The 19786-nt window shown below is 47.8% G+C and carries 18 protein-coding genes; 10 read left to right on the forward strand and 8 right to left on the reverse strand.

Features of this window, described 5'->3' with window-relative positions; genetic code table 11:
* Positions 1 to 305 precede the first annotated feature (305 nt).
* A complete protein-coding gene (locus EZMO1_RS19180) occupies positions 306 to 1703 on the reverse strand; it encodes an IS110 family RNA-guided transposase (RefSeq protein ID WP_061509657.1) in 1398 nt (465 codons plus the stop codon).
* Between the two features lie 329 nt (positions 1704 to 2032).
* On the reverse strand, positions 2033 to 2467 hold the full coding sequence (locus EZMO1_RS19185) for a VOC family protein (protein ID WP_201772199.1): 435 nt from the start codon (positions 2465 to 2467) through the stop codon (positions 2033 to 2035).
* A 551-nt stretch (positions 2468 to 3018) separates the two neighbouring features.
* On the opposite strand from EZMO1_RS19185, the gene EZMO1_RS19190 reads away from it, so the two are divergent.
* Both EZMO1_RS19190 and EZMO1_RS19195 read left to right on the forward strand, forming a co-directional pair.
* Entirely contained in the window at positions 3019 to 4197 is a 1179-nt protein-coding gene (locus tag EZMO1_RS19190; RefSeq protein WP_086936425.1) for a D-alanyl-D-alanine carboxypeptidase family protein, read from the forward strand.
* Between the two features lie 365 nt (positions 4198 to 4562).
* Positions 4563 to 5456 (forward strand): DMT family transporter, encoded by an 894-nt coding sequence (locus tag EZMO1_RS19195; RefSeq protein ID WP_034876193.1) that lies wholly within the window; start codon positions 4563 to 4565, stop codon positions 5454 to 5456.
* 151 nt (positions 5457 to 5607) lie between these two features.
* On the opposite strand, the gene EZMO1_RS19200 is transcribed toward EZMO1_RS19195, so the two are convergent.
* The 3 genes from EZMO1_RS19200 to EZMO1_RS28280 form a co-directional block, all read right to left on the reverse strand.
* Entirely contained in the window at positions 5608 to 6252 is a 645-nt protein-coding gene (locus EZMO1_RS19200; protein WP_034876191.1) for a ChrR family anti-sigma-E factor, read from the reverse strand.
* Entirely contained in the window at positions 6249 to 6863 is a 615-nt protein-coding gene (locus tag EZMO1_RS19205; protein WP_051789985.1) for a sigma-70 family RNA polymerase sigma factor, read from the reverse strand. Before EZMO1_RS19205 ends, EZMO1_RS19200 begins: the two co-directional genes overlap by 4 nt.
* 82 nt (positions 6864 to 6945) lie before the next feature.
* Positions 6946 to 7152, reverse strand: coding sequence for a DUF3955 domain-containing protein (locus tag EZMO1_RS28280; RefSeq protein WP_034876189.1), 207 nt, complete (start codon positions 7150 to 7152; stop codon positions 6946 to 6948).
* A 143-nt stretch (positions 7153 to 7295) separates the two neighbouring features.
* Here EZMO1_RS28280 and EZMO1_RS19215 point away from each other — a divergent pair, with 143 nt between their 5' ends.
* Positions 7296 to 8930 (forward strand): IS1182 family transposase, encoded by a 1635-nt coding sequence (locus EZMO1_RS19215; RefSeq protein WP_051789983.1) that lies wholly within the window; start codon positions 7296 to 7298, stop codon positions 8928 to 8930.
* Between the two features lie 46 nt (positions 8931 to 8976).
* On the opposite strand, the gene EZMO1_RS19220 is transcribed toward EZMO1_RS19215, so the two are convergent.
* Positions 8977 to 10149, reverse strand: a complete 1173-nt coding sequence (locus tag EZMO1_RS19220; RefSeq protein ID WP_061509658.1) for an RNA-guided endonuclease InsQ/TnpB family protein — start codon at positions 10147 to 10149, stop codon at positions 8977 to 8979.
* A gap of 47 nt (positions 10150 to 10196) precedes the next feature.
* On the opposite strand from EZMO1_RS19220, the gene tnpA reads away from it, so the two are divergent.
* Positions 10197 to 10619, forward strand: coding sequence for an IS200/IS605 family transposase (tnpA, locus tag EZMO1_RS19225; protein WP_413783201.1), 423 nt, complete (start codon positions 10197 to 10199; stop codon positions 10617 to 10619).
* 62 nt (positions 10620 to 10681) lie between these two features.
* On the opposite strand, the gene EZMO1_RS19230 is transcribed toward tnpA, so the two are convergent.
* Both EZMO1_RS19230 and EZMO1_RS19235 read right to left on the reverse strand, forming a co-directional pair.
* Positions 10682 to 12319 carry an IS1182 family transposase gene (locus tag EZMO1_RS19230; RefSeq protein ID WP_086936405.1) on the reverse strand — a complete coding sequence of 546 codons (1638 nt, stop codon included), beginning with the start codon at positions 12317 to 12319 and terminating at the stop codon, positions 10682 to 10684.
* 388 nt (positions 12320 to 12707) lie between these two features.
* Positions 12708 to 13772, reverse strand: coding sequence for an IS701 family transposase (locus EZMO1_RS19235; protein WP_034873259.1), 1065 nt, complete (start codon positions 13770 to 13772; stop codon positions 12708 to 12710).
* A 36-nt stretch (positions 13773 to 13808) separates the two neighbouring features.
* Here EZMO1_RS19235 and cas3 point away from each other — a divergent pair, with 36 nt between their 5' ends.
* The 6 genes from cas3 to EZMO1_RS19265 all read left to right on the forward strand — a co-directional run bounded on the left by cas3 (position 13809) and on the right by EZMO1_RS19265 (position 19764).
* Entirely contained in the window at positions 13809 to 16232 is a 2424-nt protein-coding gene (gene cas3, locus EZMO1_RS19240; protein ID WP_051789982.1) for a CRISPR-associated helicase/endonuclease Cas3, read from the forward strand.
* Positions 16233 to 16234: 2 nt separating this feature from the next.
* On the forward strand, positions 16235 to 16786 hold the full coding sequence (gene cas6e / locus EZMO1_RS19245) for a type I-E CRISPR-associated protein Cas6/Cse3/CasE (RefSeq protein WP_034876184.1): 552 nt from the start codon (positions 16235 to 16237) through the stop codon (positions 16784 to 16786).
* 9 nt (positions 16787 to 16795) lie between these two features.
* Entirely contained in the window at positions 16796 to 17221 is a 426-nt protein-coding gene (locus EZMO1_RS19250) for a hypothetical protein (RefSeq protein ID WP_201772197.1), read from the forward strand.
* A 63-nt stretch (positions 17222 to 17284) separates the two neighbouring features.
* Positions 17285 to 18310: a type I-E CRISPR-associated protein Cas7/Cse4/CasC gene (gene cas7e / locus EZMO1_RS19255; protein ID WP_034876182.1), complete on the forward strand. Its 1026-nt coding sequence runs from the start codon at positions 17285 to 17287 to the stop codon at positions 18308 to 18310.
* Between the two features lie 10 nt (positions 18311 to 18320).
* A complete protein-coding gene (gene cas5e / locus EZMO1_RS19260; protein ID WP_051790161.1) occupies positions 18321 to 18986 on the forward strand; it encodes a type I-E CRISPR-associated protein Cas5/CasD in 666 nt (221 codons plus the stop codon).
* Positions 18973 to 19764 carry a type I-E CRISPR-associated protein Cse1/CasA gene (locus tag EZMO1_RS19265; protein ID WP_082212090.1) on the forward strand — a complete coding sequence of 264 codons (792 nt, stop codon included), beginning with the start codon at positions 18973 to 18975 and terminating at the stop codon, positions 19762 to 19764. Before cas5e ends, EZMO1_RS19265 begins: the two co-directional genes overlap by 14 nt.
* The last annotated feature ends 22 nt before the right edge of the window (positions 19765 to 19786 follow it).

A 19786-nucleotide genomic window follows, 5' to 3' on the forward strand; every position in this document is an offset into this window, starting at 1 on the left:
TACTGTCCGAGTGTCCGGATGAGTATGGGACTTCGTCATCACATGCTGACTCGTCCTCACGCAGACAGCCTCATATCCGATTTCTATTCGTCAGCTCGCAGTTTTGCTCCACACTGCCTTCAGTCTGCACCTCGCGATACAAACCTTGTGCTTCGCTAGCCCTTCGCCCTCATCTGGCTGGGCAGGGGACTTTCACCCCCAAGCTGTGCAACATGCTCGGCACACATGAACTACCCCGGAGCAAGCTCCGGGGTATCAAGTTAGCTTCTGAGTAACTCCCCATGAGCTCGCCGGTTAGCAAGCCCCTAACCGACAGCAGTTTCAACCGGCGTTAATGTGAAGCCCATATCTTTAGCCTTCTGCTTCAGGGTTTTCAAAACTCTTTCTCTGTACCGCTGCTCAAAGTATTCCTGACCTTCATCTACATACTGGCTCCCATGCTTGAGCATACTGTAAACCAGCCTTGCCAGCTTATGCGCTGTTGCCGTAATCGCCTTTGGAGCACCAAGCTTGCTTCGCATTCTTCGGTAATAAGCACCCAAAGCACTTTTTGATCTGGTCAGTGAATAAGCCGCCAACCTGAATGCTGTTGCGGCTGCGCCTGGCAAACGCTTGGTTTTCCGGTTCAGAACTTTACCACCGGATATTTTGGTTCCGGGACAGAGCCCTAACCAGGAGGCAAAATGTTTAGCGGAAGGCCATCGACTCATATCCAGACCGATTTCTGAAACAATCTTCAGAGCCGTATTTTCATCAATGCCATCGATATCAGTCAGATCGACACCACTCACCCGGTTGAGCTCTGAACGCACATCAAAGTCTGGAGCGCAACGGGACTTCCGTTTTTTTGAAGGCTTATCTGGCGTAGAAGGCTTTTGAGAGTCTTTATCATCTTTGCTGTCAAATGTGTTGAGCTTCTGTTCCAGAGCTTTGTCACAAGCCCTGATTTTTTCATCATAAGTATCGTAAAGTTCAACAGCTTGCCGCAGAGCAAATACATGCTCATCCCGATAATGCCCCTTCAGGGATTTGGCGATTTCTTCCTCGGATTTTTTGCAGTGCTTGTCACGATATTTAGCCAACTCCACAGGATTCCGCTGCCCATTCAGTATGGCGCGGATAATAGTCATACCGGTTTTTCCGGTAATATCAGTCACCACATTATCCAGTAACAGATTCATCTGTCGAAGTGCCTTTTGCATATGCTGGATGTGGGAAGCACGGTAGCCAACAATAGTGTCACGTTGTCGTCTATAAGATCGTAAAGAGCAAACCTGCTCATCAGGGCGGAACGCGCCATTGAGCAACCCGTAAGTATGTAACTGCAAAAGCCATTGGCAGTCCAGAACATCATACTTACGTCCGGCAACATTCTTTACATGTCGTGCATTGACCAGCTTTACATCAAGTCCCCGGGATTCCAGTATTTCAAACGCAGGTATCCAGTAAATTCCGGTTGACTCCATCACAACGGTGGTAATGCCAAGCTTTACGAGCCAGTCAGCCATAGCTTCAAGGTCTGCGGTAAAACAGCCAAACGAACGCACCGGTTGTTCATCTAACTCTTCTGGCACAGCAACAAAATGTGACTCTGACCCGATATCAATACCGGCGGCAAAGAGATTGATTTTCTCCAGATGTCCAGCAATACGCTTTTTGACTCTGTCAGAATGGGAACGGTTGGATTTGCTGCGGCGAGACATGGTTTACCCTCTATACTTCCGTGCGAAGGCATATCCGGATATGGGGCTGTCGATGATTCGCATTCTTCCGAACGAGATCGCATATTGCGTCATCAGTGATGTTGTCGCCAGCTCCCCGACCACGCTTTCAAACGGGCAAAAGGCACCAGTGTGTTTACGGTCTCTGGTCCGGATATGTCTTCCTTTCTATCATAGGCATGTAGACAGTAGTTGGGAGAAAAGTTACTCATAGATGTTCAGCCGAGCCCGGCTTGGAGCGCTCTAGAGTAGACGCTGTGGGTTAAGACTGCCTGTTTCAGGCCAGTAATCCGAAACCGTAGATTACGAGTTCAGGCGCTTGCGACCGTCAGACCGACTTCCTGACCATACGACAGTTCAAGGTTATGCCCGTCCGGATCTTTAATAAACGCCCAGTAGCCCGCAGGGTAACCGGTATCCACAGGCTCACGAACCAGAATGTTCGCTTTACGGGCACGGTCGCATAATTGATCCAGCACCTCCCGTGATTCACAACCCACTCCGATATGAGCAAAAGGTCCAAGGGTGGGGGCAGGCTGGTTTGATTCCATCAGTACAATCACGAAAGGTCTGGTTTTATCGGATAGCCAGACCACTCGTGTTTCATCCGGCTTCAGGCCACGCTGGTGAACCACTGACATGTTGGCATAGTCGGCATAGAACTGAATGCTGGCATCGATGTCCTGTGACGTCAGGGCGATATGGGTCAGGCCGATACCCTTATTCATCCAATGTTCTCCCATCATACGGGCTGTTTTTTTATTCTTGTCACCTAACCATACTGGTAATTCCTATTTCGAGCTATAACTATGTTCGAGCTATAACTATGTTCGAGCGATAACTATGGCAAAAGTTTCCAGTGACGAGAACAGGCAAATAACACCCACAAATCTAATAGCCAACTATCGAATCCACTGATCAATATCAGTAAAACATTCAATTTAACTGATAAGGTCACTCACCATACAATGCAGTTAGTGATTTTTTAATGTTCTGACAAGCTTTCTGGTTAAGGTTTCCATGCGCTTCCAAGCCGCTGTCGAACCAAAGTCTGCTTACCAACGATAGCTCCATTGGGCCAGAGCCTGACAGAACCTTTGCCAGCCTATACAAACAGGCAATACCAGACATAAACACAGTAATGGTATTCTTCTGGTGCGCAAAAAAGGTCAGAACCGGACACGGCACCAGCACTGATAAACAGCAATCAGAACCTTATGTGGGCGATAAAGCGGTTATTGAAACCCGGGCCCGGACTCAAGGGCTGCCAATATGAAAGCAGCCAGACAAAACGATTATGATGAAAAAAAGTTTACTGAATTTATTCTCCGGGTTGTTACTCACAGCCACTGCAGCTTCTGCCCAGATGGTTATTGTGCCGGATGCGCCCCGGGTCAATGCCAAAGGCTATGTGCTGATGGATTTCCATTCCGGCAAAGTCATTGCGGCCTCTAATGAACATGAAGAGCTGGCGCCCGCCAGCCTGACCAAAATCATGACCAGTTATGTCATAGGGCAGGAGCTGAAAAATGGTCGTCTGGCCCTGGATGACAAGGCCACTGTCAGCCGCAATGCCTGGGCCAGGAACTTTCCCGGCTCTTCTCTGATGTTTATTGAAGTCGGTGAGAAAATTGCGATTTCTGATCTGTACCGCGGGCTCGTAATTCAGTCAGGTAATGATGCCTCTGTAGCACTGGCAGAACACGTTGCAGGCAGTGAAACGGCCTTCGTACAGTTGATGAACAACTGGGCTCGGCAGATAGGTATGACCAGCACGCACTTTACCAATCCTCATGGTTTAGACAGTGACGGCAAACACACCACTGCTCTGGATATGGCAAAGCTGTCACGGGCTTTGATTCGTGATATCCCGGACCAGTATCCGTTGTACAGCGAACGCTCTTTCGAATGGACAGGCATCACCCAGCAAAACCGCAACAAGCTGCTGTGGGATAAAAGCCTGAACGTCGATGGTATTAAGACCGGTTATACCGCAGATGCCGGTTTCAGTCTGGTAACCTCTGCTACTGAAGACGACATGCGTCTGATTACCGTGGTGATGGGAACCCCCAGCGAACAGGCTCGTATGGATGAAAGCCGCAGGTTGCTGCAATACGGTTTCCGCTTTTTCGAGACCAACAAACAGCTGAATGAAGGCGAAACCCTTGAAAACGCCAGAATCTGGCAGGGTCAGGTGGACTACGTACCAGCCGGTGTCTATAACGATGTTTATATTACGCTGCCAACGACCCAGATGAACCGTATGAGCATGTCTTATGAAATAGACAGCGCTCTCACAGCCCCTATTGCCAAAGGTGACAGCATTGGTACTGTAACCTGGACAGTAGGTGAAGAGGTTGTGGAACAGCGGCCGATCATTGCTCTGGAAGCGGTAGAACGTGGTGGACTGGTGAAACAACTGCTGGACACAGTTCGTCAGTTTATTGATTCTTTGAAAGTCAAAATATTTGGCTGATGAACCGCTTTTGCTGCAGGCTGAACTGAACGCTATTACTCAATCCAGCCTGCATATTATTAATAAATTAATGGTACTGACTTAACTACTTCCTACATGAAAACAAAGAGCTGTAGGTTGGGACGAACGAAGTGACTCCCAACACGGTGAGCCTGTTTTCAAAGGTTGTTTTGATGCCGTCATACTGGTGCGCTATATGGACAGTCACCGTGTTGGGAGTCGCGTTCCGCTCGTCCCAACCTACGCCCGGATTCACCAAATGACGTGTCAGATGTCTCTATTATCAGGGCACTTGACCTTTGGTCATCACCATTGATCAATAAAGTTCAAACGAATATTTAATGGGAAATACTACAAGACATTGGATGCCTGAAGGTCTGAAATATATTCTGGTATCGTCACTGGCATTTGCACTGATGTCGAGTTGCGTCAAACTGGTCAGTACTTACGATATTCCTGTGCTACAAATTGTGGCAGCAAGGGCATTTATTTCGCTGCTTTTGAGTTATGCCGTCATCAGGCGCAAGGGTATTCCGGTGCTGGGCAATAACAAGCTGCTGCTGACCCTGAGAGGAGTGGCTGGTGTGATTGGTCTCATGTGTATTTTCTATGCACTGACCATATTGCCATTGGCAGAAGCCAACATTATTCAGAACCTGACGCCTGTTTTCACTGCCGTTCTGGCTATCTCGTTACTTGGAGAAAAGGTTCACCGTTCAACCATTGCCTGCATTGCATTGTCACTGATTGGTCTGGTTATTACCGTAAAGCCGGGACTTCTGGTCAACAGTGCGACGGATCTGCCAGCAACGGGTGTTATTGCAGCGTTGTTTGGCGCGGTGGCCAGTGCCATTGCCTATACCACCGTGAAAAAACTGAGCACCACGGAAGACAGCTCGGTCATTGTCTTTTATTTTCCTCTGATCGCTCTGCCGGTATCCCTGACGTTACTGGGAACCGATATTGTGATGCCGGAAATAGAAGCTCTGGTATTGCTGATTCTTATCGGAGTACTGACACAATTGGCACAAATCTGCCTGACCAACGCCATGCGGGTGGAAGCCGCCAACCGTGTGACCGCTTATTCGTATATCCAGATTATTTTCTCAATGATTCTGGGCGGATTGCTGTTTAATGAAATACCGTCTGTCTGGACATGGTTGGGGGGCAGCCTGATTGTTACAGGCGCCCTGATTAACGTGTTTGGTAATGTACGGAAACAGAGTCAGGTCAGCGATATGAAAACCCGCACCACCTGAAACATAAAAAACTCCGGACACAGTGGCTATTCTTTTTATTCACCACTGTGTCGGAGAGGATTGTGCATCCTTTCACCGCTCGGAACCTTGTTTGTAGATGAAAAGTTCGTAAATGAAAAGTTCATAGATGAAAAGTTCAAAAATGAAACATTCAGAGGTCAAAAAACGGCTGCAATAGTCGTGGAATCAATCCTGTGAATTTCAGCGGTGCATCCGTTGCGATCAGGCAGATACAGTCTTCGTGTGTATCTACCATGGGCTGATGACTGATATCACCGTCCAGATCGGCAATATCTCCTGCACGGAAACGGCCCAGTTCATCGCTGTAAGAACCCTGCAACACCAGAGTAAGCTCCGAGCCGGTATGGCTGTGCTTGGGCATACTGGTTCCGGGGGCGATTTTCAACAGTCGCAACTTGCCTTCCGGAGCGGGGATGATGAACTGCTTCATTCCCGGAGCCATAGTGCGCCAGTGCAGCTTATTCAGGTCTTCGCCCAGCATGGGCTGCAGGGGAGCCGGAACATTACCCACAGCCTTGACCGGTGAGGACTGGAAAGGTTCCGGAGCAACGTTGTCGAGCATGGCCAGCATATTGTCACGGGCACCGTCAGACATTGTCACCGGTTCCAGCTGTTCCAGCAGGGTACGACCAACATCTTCAGCATCAGAAACCGCCTTCCGACAGTGTTCACAGCTGGACAGATGGCAGGCAATGACCATGGCAATGGATTCCGGCAGGCTGCCAGCTGCATAACTCATCAGTGAACTGGGGTCAGGATGATGGATAGCTGTCATGATTCCCCTCCTGTGCTCAGGTCTGCGTGACCTATTTGCTTACGCAGTTTGTCAAAGGCCAGGCGCAGACCGGATTTCACACTTCCTAAAGGAATGTCCATATCGTCTGCTATTTCGCGGTGGGACTTCCCTTCAAAATACACTTTATAAACCAGTTGTGATTGTTGGTTGGGCAGGCTGTTAATGGCCTGCCGGAGCTTGTCAGAATCGGCCGAAGCATAGCTGGGTTCGAAGCCGAAGTCGGGATAAACCTCCATCGGAACAATGAAGCCCGGCTTATCTTTTCGCATCCGGTCGATCCACAGATTACGGGTAATCCTGAAGATCCATGTCGAGGCAGTGGCTTTATCAGGGTTATAACTGCCACAGTGACGCCAGACCGATAACATGGCTTCCTGAACCAGTTCTTCTGCCATTTCACTGTGCGCCCCTTTTCGTATCAAGTGGTTTTTGAGGCGAGGGGCAAAGTAATCGTACAGACGCACAAACAGTTGTTTGTCCCGGTATCGGGCAAGATCGACCAGATTCTGCCTGAGTGCATCCGGAGTAGTGTTGTCTGATTCCATATTGTTTTTATACGCAATAGCAGTGGGTATCATGTCGGCTGCCACAGTGTTGTCTTATTCGCTTTTACGGCGGGCAACCGATTTCAGATCTTAGAAGCTGTTCACGATCTTGTTGTCATACGATGAGTTAACGACGACTTTTTAAGATATGTATGACCTTCAGACCTGTCCATAGTAGAACAATAATCAGACCCAGCATAACGCTAAATACACCCAAGGGCAGAAACAGGCTTTCATGAAGCCGGCCCGCATCATCTACGTATTGGTAAAACCGGTTTTCAAGCCAGAGAAAAATAAAACCTGCCAGAATAAGAGTCAGCCCCGGAAATAACACATATCTCTTTGAATAATACTGTCTTTTTTGCTGTTTCAATACATTGAGCTCCTTTCCGTGACTGCTCCCCCAACTAAAGAGGGTGTCGCAAAACCCACTACAAGCCGGTAATCTGGATATAAAGTAGCTTTACCGGCTTCAGTATGACAACAAGACCGCAAATCAAGATTAATACAGCTCCACAGCTCGATATTTTTTCAGGTGCAGCCAGTAGTCCGGATCACAAAAAACACGATAAGCCCAAAGGATCAGGCAACAAAACAGACAAACGACGTTTTGTTGCTCCGAACCCCAACGCCATCACCCTTGGCAACTCTAACTTGAAAGAACACCTTGAACTAACTGGTCAGAAAACACCTTTTACTGTTGCATCCCTTCTTGATGAGCAAGACTGGTCTGATTTTGAGCAAAGGTATGCCTCAGAAGGTCGCCCTCCTTATTCACCCCGTAACATGATGGGTTTGATTCTCTATGGCATTATGCAGGGCATTACCTCGCTGAGAACTCTGGAGCGACTAGCCCGTGTTGATCTTGGCTGTATGTGGGTTACCGGTGGGATTTTTCCAGACCACGCCATTATTGGTCGCTTCATCAATATGCATAGCAAGTCCATGGCCGGTGCATTTTTTGAAAGCCTGACACGAGCCGTCCTCAAAAAGACGAACTCTGATGGTAGCTGTCTGGCTGGTGATGGAACGGTCATAGAAGCCGCCTGCTCAAGCTACAACCTGATGAAGCAGGAGGCTGCACAACAGGCTCATGAAACAGCACAAAAGCAAGCTGACAACCATCCAGACTGTCCTGAAAACAAAAAGAAACTGGAGATGGCCAGCAGTACTCTCGAAGCAGTTATTGAACGCAACGAGAAGCGAAAAAAGAATGGTAAATCAGGAAGTGCTGTCGTTAGCCCTACAGAGCCTGAAGCCGTTGTTCAAAAGATGAAACGGGGGCGAGGTTATACAACGGGTTACAAACCATCCGTGTTAGCCAATAACAAGCGGGTGGTACTGGCTCAGGCTGTTGATCCCACCAATGAAACAACTGTCGTAAGTCCAATGCTTGATCAGTCAATGCAGATCACGGGCAAACCAGTAGATGAAATGCTTCTGGATGCTGGTTACTTCAATGATGAAGTCATTTCAACCAGTCTGGAACGCGACATCAGCCTGCTATGCCCTGAGGGTAAAGAGCCAGGCAAGCCCAAAGAATCCAAAAAGTTCCAGAAGGGACATTTTTATTATGATGAGACTAATGACGTTTATCGTTGCCCTGCAGGAAAAGAGCTGGTTCTCATCGGGCAGATAAAGGGAAGCATTCGCACAAAAGAGCAAAAGATATATGGCAATGGACCGTGTGAAGGTTGTCCTCTCAAAGATCAGTGTACGACCAATAAGAAAGGGCGCCGCATAAAACGCTATGCGATGGATGATGCCAAGGATGCACTGAGGCAGGTTATGCAGCACCCGAAAGCTAAAAAGTCTTTCAGCAAAAGAAAGGCGATGGTTGAGCCTGTCTTTGCCTATTTACGGGATATACAGGGGTTAAACCGTTTTCGTCGCAAGGGGTTGGAGAAAGTTAAACTGGAGTTTGGCTTACACCTGCTGGCCTATAACCTGAGCCGGGCTGTAAAAGCCAGTTTTCACGCTATTTTCAGGTACAACAGGATTCTCTGGCTGTACTTTGAGCGGTATCGGCCATTTGACAGAAAATGGGGCAGCTGGGAAAGAGATCCAGTGAAGCGTCATTCTTTGCAGAGAAAAGTGCTTCACTGGGTTTAAATTTTGGCTTTTAAGACACCCTCTAAAGTTGGGGGCTTCTGACTTCTCAGGCAGCAACCAGCACTGTGCTGGATTTACGCTTGCCTCCATCAGCAGAGACGGACAGCCCTTCCGCCTTTAATTTCAAAATACCTTGCTTCTTCACGTTGATGGCAGCGTTGATGTCACGATCTGCGACATACCCGCATTCACACGTCCATGACCGGATATTCAGCGGCATTTCCTCTTGCTTTCGATCACAGCAGGAACACGTCTTCGAGGAAGCAAACCACTGGTCGATCTTCACCAGATGCTTACCTGCCTGTTTCGCTTTGTAGTCGAGCTTGATGACAAGGGAGTGCCAGCCTGCATCAGCTATGGATCGGGCAAGGCAATGGTTCTTGAGCATGTTCTTGACCTTCAGCGTTTCCACAATCACCGCTTGGTTTTCGTCAATGAGTTGTCTGGAAAGTTTGTGCTGAAAGTCATTACGGGCAAAGGCTACACGCTCATGCGCCTTTGCCACGAGTAATCTTGCTTTGACTCTGCCTTTAGAGCCTTTCTTGCATCTTGATAAAGCCTTCTGTTTTCGCTTCAGGTTGCGTTGTGCATTTTTTATGAATCGGGGATTGCCGGTTTTTACTCCGGTACTGGTAATGGCAATGTCAGTTAAACCAACATCAACGCCAACTATGCGAGAGCTTTGCAGTTCGGTTATCTGCCTCGCTTCAGACATATCATCTTCAGCCAAAACAGAAGCGTAGAACTTACCTGTTGGTGTTTTGGTCAGAGTGATGGACTTGACTGTTCCGGTTATTTCTCTGTGAATCCTTGCCTTGATTGGTTTGCACTTGGGGACTTTGACCCAGTTTTCGCCCACAGCAACCGACATGCAATGGTAACTACTCTGTTTACCGTGTTTCGACTTGAAGCGGGGAAAGCGGGCTTCCAGCTTCGGGTTAAAGAAGTTCTGGAACGCCTTGTCCAGATTGATAACAGACTGCTGCAAGGCAATCGAATCAGCTTCTTTCAGCCATGAATATTTGCGGCTTTTCTTGGCAGTGACCAGCAGAGGTTTCAGGTCTTTTCTCGGGGAAAGATTCTGCTCCCGTACCTTATAGTAATGAGTCTTTATCGCCAGTGCCTTATTCCAGACCATACGCACAGCACCAAACTGACGGTTTAAAAAATCCGTCTGTTCTGGCGTTGGGTAGATGCGTACTTTAGTGGCTTTAAGCATTGGTGTATATCTGCTATATACTTTGATTTAAATATTTATAACGCATAATAGCAGGTTGGTGTATTTTGACAATACGAAAAGGTAGGCACTGCGCTTTTGAGCTTCACGCCCACTTGGTTTTCTCCACCAAATATAGAGGTAAAGTGTTTAATGATAAGCACCTCAAGACTCTGGAAAATATTTTCCGGCATGTGTGCAATGAGTTTGAGGTAGAGCTGATCGAATTTAATGGAGAAACTGACCATATACACCTGCTCATTCACTATCCACCAAAAGTACAGCTATCAAAGCTAGTGAATAGCCTCAAAGGGGTCAGCAGCCGAAAAATGAAGCTACATCATCCAGAACTGGTAAAGCCTGCCTATTTGAAAAATGCTTTATGGGCAAGAAGTTACTTTGCTGGCAGTTGCGGCGGCGCAAGCATTGATGTGCTCAAAACCTACATTGAGAATCAAGCCAGACCTGATTAGGAGTCCTTGCGGACTCCCGCCTTATATCCCCTGCCTAAAGAGGGTGTCTTAAAAGTCAAAACTCAAATCCAGTGAAGCACTACTTTTTGCAAAGCATGATGCTTCATTGTGATTCTTCCCTTATTCGTTCGTTTGCTGCCAAATGACCAACGTGATCCAGATAGCAACCAGAGAAGCCAGTTTAACCATAAAATGACGTAAATACTGACTTTTACAGCACGACTCAGGTTATAGGCCAACAGGTGTAGGCCAAATTCCAGTTTAACTTTCTCCAGTCCCCTGCGACGAAAACGGTTTAACCCCTGTATATCCCGTAAATAGGCAAAAACAGGCTCAACCATCGCCTTTCTTTTGCTGAAAGACTTTTTAGCTTTCGGATGCTGCATAACCTGCCTCAGTGCATCCTTGGCATCATCCATCGCATAGCGTTTTATGCGGCGCCCTTTCTTATTGGTCGTACACTGATCTTTGAGGGGGCAACCTTCACACGGCCCATTGCCATATATCTTTTGCTCTTTTGTGCGAGTGCTTCCCTTTATCTTGCCGATGAGAACCAGCTCTTTTCCAGCAGGGCAATGATAAACGTCATTGGTTTCATCATAATAAAAATGCCCCTTCTGGAACTTTGCTGACTCTTTGGGTTTGCCTGGCTCTTTACCCTCAGGGCATAGCAAACTGATATCGCGCTTCAGGCTGGTTGCAATAACGTCATCATTGAAATAACCCGCATCCAGTAGCATTTCATCAACAGGTTCACCCGTTACTTGCATTGACTGGTCAAGCATTGGGTTTACAACAGTCGTTTCATTGGTAGGGTCAACAGCCTGTGCCAGTACCACACGCTTGCTATTGGCTAATACCGATGGTTTGTAGCCTGTCGTGTATCCTCGCCCCCGTTTCATCTTTTGAACAACGGCTTCAGGCTCTGTGGGGCTTACGACAGCACTTCCTGATTTACCGTTTTTCTTTCGCTTCTCATTGCGGTCAATAACTGCTTCGTAAGCACCGCTGGCCATCTCCAGGTTCTTTTGATTTTTAGCGGAATCTGGATGGTTGTCAGCTTTCTGTTGCGCTGCTTCAAGAGCTTGCTGCGCGGCTTCCTGCTTAATCAGGTTGTAGCTTGAGCAGGCTGCTTCTATGACCGTTCCATCACCAGCCAGACAACTTCCATCGGAGTCTGTTTTTTTGAGAACAGCTCGTGTCAGGCTTTCAAAAAATGCACCGGTCATGGACTCGCTATGCATGTTGATGAAGCGACCAATAATGGCATGATCTGGAAAAATCCCTCCGGTAACCCACATACAACCAAGGTCAACACGAGCTAATCGTTCCAAAGTTCTCAGCGAGGTAATGCCCTGCATAATGCCATAGAGAATCAAACCCATCATATTACGGGGTGAATAAGGAGGACGTCCTTCCGGGGCATACCTTTGCTCAAAATCAGACCAGTCCTGCTCATCAAGAAGTGCTGCAACCATGAAGGGCGTTTTTTGACCAGCCTGCTCAAGGTGCTCTTTCAGGCTCGTGTTACCGAGGGTGATAGTGTTGGGGTCAGGAGCAACAAAACGACGATTGTCTGATTTATGGCCTCCTGATCGTTTGGATTTGTCCTGCTTTTTGTGATCAGGACTACTGGCTGCACCTGAAAAAATATCGAGCTGTGGAGCAGTATTAATCTTTATTTGCGGTCTTGTTGTCATGCTGGAGCCGGTAGAGCTACTTTATATTCAGATTACCGGCTTATGAAGGCTTTTGCGACACCCTCTAAAAGTCAGGGGGCTTACGGCGAAAATGCTAACAACCATTTATATGGGTTAGCAGCACGATCACCTTTGTCACCTGACAACCCTGAACGTCGGACTTTTCAGTCACTCTGACCTACCAGGTATTTTTCAGGGATAGAAAATGAACGTTCAAGCAAATATATGCCCCGGGCTGATATGTGGCTATATACCTGACATCAGTTCTGCGTCAAACAGTGACTTAAATCACACATACCTGACTTTTGCTGAATTCGACTGTACCCGGCAAAAGTGTCTCGCTATGCTGATCCGAAAACTACATTTTAAACCATGAATTATTACAAACTCATGTTACGCACCCCTTCATCGACTGAAGTTTCTGGAACGATGATTTCAATGCAGTGAGATAAAGCTTTGCCCGCAACTCAAAATGGTTTAAATCAAGCTTATTAGCCAGCACCTCGAGACGAAATGCCGAATATATCGACATAAACAGATGATTACTCTGCGTCAAAACTGTATAAGTCGGTGACTTGGCCATTGACGCATTAGATTTGAGTGTTTTATGGAAGACTTCAACTTTCCACCGTTTTTTGTAGATCGCCTTCAAAGCCTCTGCGTCACACTCAAGATCACTGCATATCAGATAGAGAATGCCCTTACTGCCATCTTTGTTTGTAAAGACCTGCCGGAACAGCAGAACGGGGAAGTCCACGCCTGCAATCCAGCCTTTGATAGGCTTTTCTTCTGAGAAATCAATGGAATCTATGCGCTGTGAGCGCCCCCGACTTTTATCTTCCTCACTCAGCGAAACCTTCCGGTTTGACTTGCTGGCCATGACAAAATGCTTATCGCATTCGTGTCGTATATACAGCATGTTGTCGTTAGAACAGAACCAGCTATCTGCCAGCACGTAACGAAATTTGAGCTGATTATCACAGCAAACTTTCAGCATCTCCCGAAAGTCTTCGTTCTTGGTGGTTTCAGCCTTGCGTTTAACTTTTTTAGTTTTTACGTCGGAGTATTGAATAGGCTTTTCGATAAGCTTGTAGGCCACGGGAATAGAGATATCACCGACATGGTAAACAAAGTTGAGAAGGTTGATACCTTTTACCGAACGACCAAAGGTGTGATCAAAGTGCCATGCAATCAGGTCGTTCTCATCAGTGTAGAGTTTCTCCTGAATAGTGTCGTCGGCAATAAGTACTCCATCATCGCGCTCTTCCTGACGCACAACGGCTTTAACATGGTGCCAAAGAGTCTTACTGTCGAAGTGATTACGGGACAGAAGGCGTGTTACCTGATCATGGCTGTATGCGCCGTCCAGCAAAGATGACAGCTGTGTAGCTGTCGTTTTGCCGAATGAGGACAGCAGGTAATCGCTATACAGCTCAAACAGCTCTGTGTTCATGCTCTAAAGCATGGCAGATTTTTCTGGGTGCGTAACATGAGTTACAAATACTGGGGAAAAGCAAAGTACGAGCCGGATCACCACAGCAGTGAATACCATCTGCTGCCCTATCACTGTCTGGATGTCGCTGCGGTAGCAGATCTCTGGCTAAGTGAGTCAGGTTCCCTGCTCTCACAAATCTCAAGGCACTTGAACACGCCCCCGGAACAAGCAAAAAGTGTTGTGCTGTTTTTCATACTTCTGCACGATCTGGGCAAGTTCGACGCCCGCTTCCAGAATTTTCGGGAAGACATCAGGGTCTCATTGCAGGGAAGTGAATGGGAAGTCGATGCCGATCCCGTTTATTATTCTCACGGACCATCTGGTTATAAACAGTTTTGCAGACTCTACGATACCAATGAAGCAATGAAAGCTGTGGCCGGTCATCATGGCTATTGTGACACCCTGTTCGACTACCACCCGCCTGAAGCAGACGACGAATTACTTGAACTTGATGATAAAGCTCGCAAAGAATGGATTCAGTTCTGTCTGAACTTCTGCCGCCTCAGCTCTGTCCCTGATGTTGGAGACATCCCGCTACTGGCGGGGCTATGCAGCGTGTCAGACTGGATAGGTTCATCAATTACCAACTTCACCACCGACTCTGACATTGATCTTTGTGATTACTACCAGCAAACCCTTCCAAGAGCAAAAAAAGCCCTGACAGACGCAGGCATTATTAACCCACTACTGGGGGCGGGTTTTAACTTCCTGTTCCCAGACTACCAGCCCCGAGGCATCCAAACCCTGCTGGGGCAATTACCACTGGAAGCCGGTCTTACCCTTGTAGAGTCAGACACCGGTTCAGGAAAAACAGAATGGGCTTTGGCCTATGCGTCCAAACTGATTGAATCCAACCTTGCCGATGGCATTGTGTTTGGCTTGCCAACTCAGGCAACAGCGAACGGTTTGTTCGACCGGATTGGCGAAGCCGCTGACAAACTATTCCCCGATGCCAAACCGACTCTGGCTCATGGCAAATCCCGCTATCTGTTTTCTGATGAGAGTGGCTTCTTGCACCAATCCAATAAACGGGCTTTTTTAGGGTCAGTATCCGTCGCCACTATCGATCAGATTCTGATGGGAGTGCTTAGTATTCGTCATCAGTTTGTTCGCTCCTTCGGCACTCGTAAGTCCGTGCTGATCCTGGATGAAGTACACAGCTATGACGCCTACATGACCGGTTTGATTGAACAGGTGCTGAAAGGTCAACATGAAGCGTTCTCAAGTGTCATACTGCTCTCTGCCACCTTGCACGATCCTTTAAAAGAAGCATTGCTCTCATGCTATCAGGGGCAATCACACACCAAACACTACCCGCTGATTAGTCATACGAGTTTACAGGGCACTACCCGGCACTTTTCATTAGACCACTCCTCTGAACCGACCAAAGTCATCACAACACAATGCTGGCAAAGTGACGACCTGTTGCCTACTGCCGACCAGTTGAAAACCGTTAGGGAGTGGGTCAATCAAGGGGCAATGGTCGGAATAATCTGTAACACCGTAAAAGCCGCCCAGCGCTTATACCACCGATTAAACGACGGCTCATTGAATGTCCCCATAGACCTGTTTCACGCCCGTTACACGTTTTCAGACCGACAACACCGGGAAGAACAGGTACTGGCAAGTTATGGAAAAAAAGCTCCACGGCAGGGGCGTTTGCTAATTGCCACCCAAGTCGTTGAGCAGTCACTCGATCTCGACTTTGATGTTCTGATCAGCCAGATAGCCCCCGTAGAATTTCTGATGCAACGAATGGGGCGGTTGTGGCGACATAACCGATGCAATACCGAACTGCACCCTCGTAGCGAGGTAGTTAAAACACCACTGTTTATTACGCTGTTGCCAGAGCCTCCCACTACTGCGCTGACAAAACAGGAGTGGAAACAGCACTATCAGGACAGCGGCTATGTGTACAAAAATATTCGTCTGCTGTTCCGCACAGAAGTCTATCTGAAACAGCGTCAACAAATGTCATTTCCGGCCTGCTACCGGGAAGCGATCGATTATGTGCATCAGGTTGATGCCTGCGACGATGAGCCAGACGCTCTGACGATCATTGCTGAAGAACACAACATCAGAGCACAAGGGGCTAACTACACTGCACGATTGCTAAGCAACCTTCAGTCCAGGCCACTCAGTGATATCGATCCACGCTGCGCTCTGCTAACCCGTGACGGGGAAATGAGTGAATCCGTTGTTTTGTTCAACGCAAAAGGCGAACTACTCCATGGCGGGCATTTTGGCGAACAGCAAGATCGTGAAAACAGCACCGTAGCACTGACAAAGAAGCACGTTAAAGGCACCAAAGATGAAAAAAACTATTGCACCAGGGCAGTGGTTGGAAAAGACATCATTTACAACGAAATGGGTGTTATTGAATCTGACCTTGTCAATGAACTGAATACAGGAAGTTAAAAATGTACCTATCAAAAGTGGTGCTGAAAGCCCGCGACAGTTACGAGCAACATCAGGCTATCTGGAGTTTGTTTCCCAATGTGCCCGAAAGAAAGCGGGATCACCTCTTTCGCATTGAGCAAACCAACCGTTCAAATTCTACGGTCCTGTTGCAATCGAGTACTGAACCCGAGAGCAACGAACACGTCAAAGTACTTGCCTGTAAACCCTTCCAGCCGGAAGTGCTGGCGGGTGCTTATTACAAATTCAAGCTGCTGGGCTATCCAACCAGACGCCTCAACCAGAGCAGAAAAATTATAGAAATTAAAGACCCTGATGAACGGGTGCAATGGTTGCAGCGGAAACTCAGCGGAGCCAACGTGACCGTCACTGCTATGGACAGTTTTCTGGTTCCCTATAAAAACAATACCCAGAGCCGGTTTGTCTGTTTCGAGGGCATTCTCCAGGTAACAGATAAAGCACAAATTGACCGGGCTTTGGTCATGGGTATTGGCCGAAAAAAACACGCAGGGGCAGGTCTGTTGTCGTTAGCACGAAGCGGCCAGGAGCAGTAAGGAAGAAAAATGATTTACCAGCAAATTTATGAAGCATTTCAGGGGCTATCGAGCGGCGACCAGTCAGAGCTTAAACGGTGCAACCTGAAAAAGCTGATCAACGCACCCGCCTATTTCAGAGTATTGAAAATCAGCGGTGCCAAAGACAATCCTCAAACCCAGCGGATTCTGTACCTGTATTCCGGCATTGACGTCTGCAATGACGAACAAAGCACTTCCGTTGCTCAGGCGCTATTCAATGCCGGCGTGAAGGAAGGACAAGTCCTACAGATTAATCGCAGTGGCGACAACAGCATCGACTACCTGAAGCGCCAGTTAACCCGTTGCAACAATATAGACATGCACGACCTTGGCAAACTATCCCAGTTCTGGGGCGACCACAAACGGCGAGTGCTGTTAAAACAATTCATCCTGCTGGATAACCATCCGGCCTGAAAATAACCCGCTTTCAGTAATACACCGCCTATCAACAGTGACAGAAGAAAAAGGAAGCAATCCATGACAACGTTTATAAATATCCATGCCCTGATTTCTCACCCATCCTCCATGATGAACCGCGATGATGCCGGATTGCAGAAAACAGCTGTTTTTGGTGGAAGTTTACGCAGCCGTATTTCCAGTCAGTGCCTGAAAAGAGCCATCCGAAACAGTGATGTGTATCGGGAAGCCGTTGAAGAGACCTCCATTCGCACCAACAAAGTGGATGAACTACTGGCATTATGCAAAGAGCAAATGCCCGACACAGATGGCAAACTGATTGAAGATGTATTGCTGAATCTCGGCTCCAAAGCCAAACCGGTTAAAAACAAAGAAACCGGTGAAACATCACGCCAGTTCGATGCCGTTCAACCTTATGCAATAGGCGCTATTCGCGAAGCCGTTAACCGGGTGCAGGCAGGCACACCACTCAAAGAATTGAAAAAAATGGTACACATCCCTACCTACGATGTGGCGCTTTCCGGTCGCATGGATGCGAGCTGTACCGAACGCAATGTCGAAGCGGCCATGAGTGTTGCTCACAGTCTCACGACCCATGCTGCCGACATAGAAGTAGACTGGTTTACAGCCTGCGATGATCTCGCCGAACAAGGCTCCGGGCATATTGGCACAACCGAGTTCAGCTCAGGTGTTTTTTATCGCTACGCTTCTATCAATGTTGATTTACTGGCGGCCAATGTGAAGGCGAGCCTCTCAGATGTTCAACCCATCATTAACACATTGATTCGATGCTTTGCCCAGGTCACACCGGACGCAAAACAAAAAGTGTTTGCCGCCCACAACTCTGCTGAATTTATTATGGCAGTACAATCAAATCAGCCATTGTCATTAGCCAACGCATTCAGAACGCCTGTGGATAATACAGGGGCTGTCATGGAAGACTCTATTACCGCACTGGGCAAACACTACGAAAAACTGACAGCAGCGTATGAACTCAGCAGCCATGCAAAAGCGCTGGACTTAACCGGAACACTGCAAAGCGAAAAAATAGCGCAGGTGAATACCATCAGTGACCTCCACTTCTAAGGTGGAAGCCATGAAAACACTCATACTAAAAACCGAAGGACTGTCGGCCTACGGTCTGCAAACCTTCGATGTCCATAGAAAGGTCAACCACTTTCCAACCCGTTCAGCCATTCTTGGTATGCTCGGTGCCGCTTTGGGTATTACCCGGGCACGTCACAACGAACTGGCAGCATTATCACAGCAAATAACGGTGGCTGTTCAGGTGAATCAATGCGGCGAGAAAATGCTGGATTACCAGACAGTCCAAAACTTCCGCAGCCCGCACGGAAAAATACAGAAAGGCCAAACCAAGCCTTCGTATCGGGAATACTGGTGTGACAGCGAACACACCTTTGCTATTACGGCTGCCAGCGATGTGATTGATCGTCTGGCAGCAAAAGTACAGGCACCCGAGTTTACAGTGTTTCAGGGGCGTAAATCCTGCCCCCTGACCAGGCCACTGTTTGAAACAATAGTGGCGGATGATAACCCGGCTAATGCGCTCATTACTTTGGGAAGTCCGGGGCAAATCTTCAGTGATGTGAGCGGCAACCATCCGGTTGCCACGATTCAAGTCCGTGATCTGACCACCCGTTCACCCCGCAAGTACGCGATGCGAACCGTTCACGTGTGCGGAAAAAAGACAGTGGACAACCAGCTTGCTGCCGGTAGTGGAGGGTTAAATGAATCTGCTTAAAGACGATTTTATTTCGACTACCCGTGGGAAGGTCTCGCTGAAAACAATTTTAACCAGCGATGAAGACTACCCGCTGCAATACTACTTTGATGAAATCCAGTTAGCGATGCTGCAATTACTCAGCTCGCTCACAACCGCATTGCTGAGACCCACTGTAAAGGAGCTGCAAGACTACCTGAAGAACGGTGTCACTGAAGCACAATACGACGAAGCACTGGCAACGTGTAATCCTGAATGGTTTGAGGCGGATTGTTTTATGCAGTCCAGACCACCGAAAGGTGCGAAGTTTTTAGACGCACCAATTACCAAGTTGGTATCAGGTATCGAGTGTGGAGGGTCTCCAAACGCCAGTGGATTATTTTCTGATATTAAACAAGTTGAAACGGTCTGTACCGATTGTATTCACGGACTTAATTACAATTTGCACATGAATATTAAAGGGGAATGTTTTAGTAATACAGGTGCAACCGGTATTCGTGGCGGAGGTGCCATTAGCACACTGATTTCCGGCAAGAATACAAAGCAGACACTTTTGAGCAATGTGGTCGCTACCGATTATTTCGCAGAGTATGCCAAACTCGATGATGGCGCTGAAGCATCACCCATGTGGGTGAAACCACTCACCGGTAAAATCTATCAGGCTCCCCTTATTGGGTTGGTTCGGGGGCTGTTTGCTCTGGCCTACCATATTGGTTTCCAGATAGAAGACACGGCTTGCACTTGTGACGTATGCGGCCACCCTTCAATACAGTCTGTTAAACCTAAATTCATCACTTGAGAATCCCGACTAAACTGTAACC

This window comes from Endozoicomonas montiporae CL-33 (assembly GCF_001583435.1).
In the GTDB taxonomy this organism is placed as follows: domain Bacteria; phylum Pseudomonadota; class Gammaproteobacteria; order Pseudomonadales; family Endozoicomonadaceae; genus Endozoicomonas_A; species Endozoicomonas_A montiporae.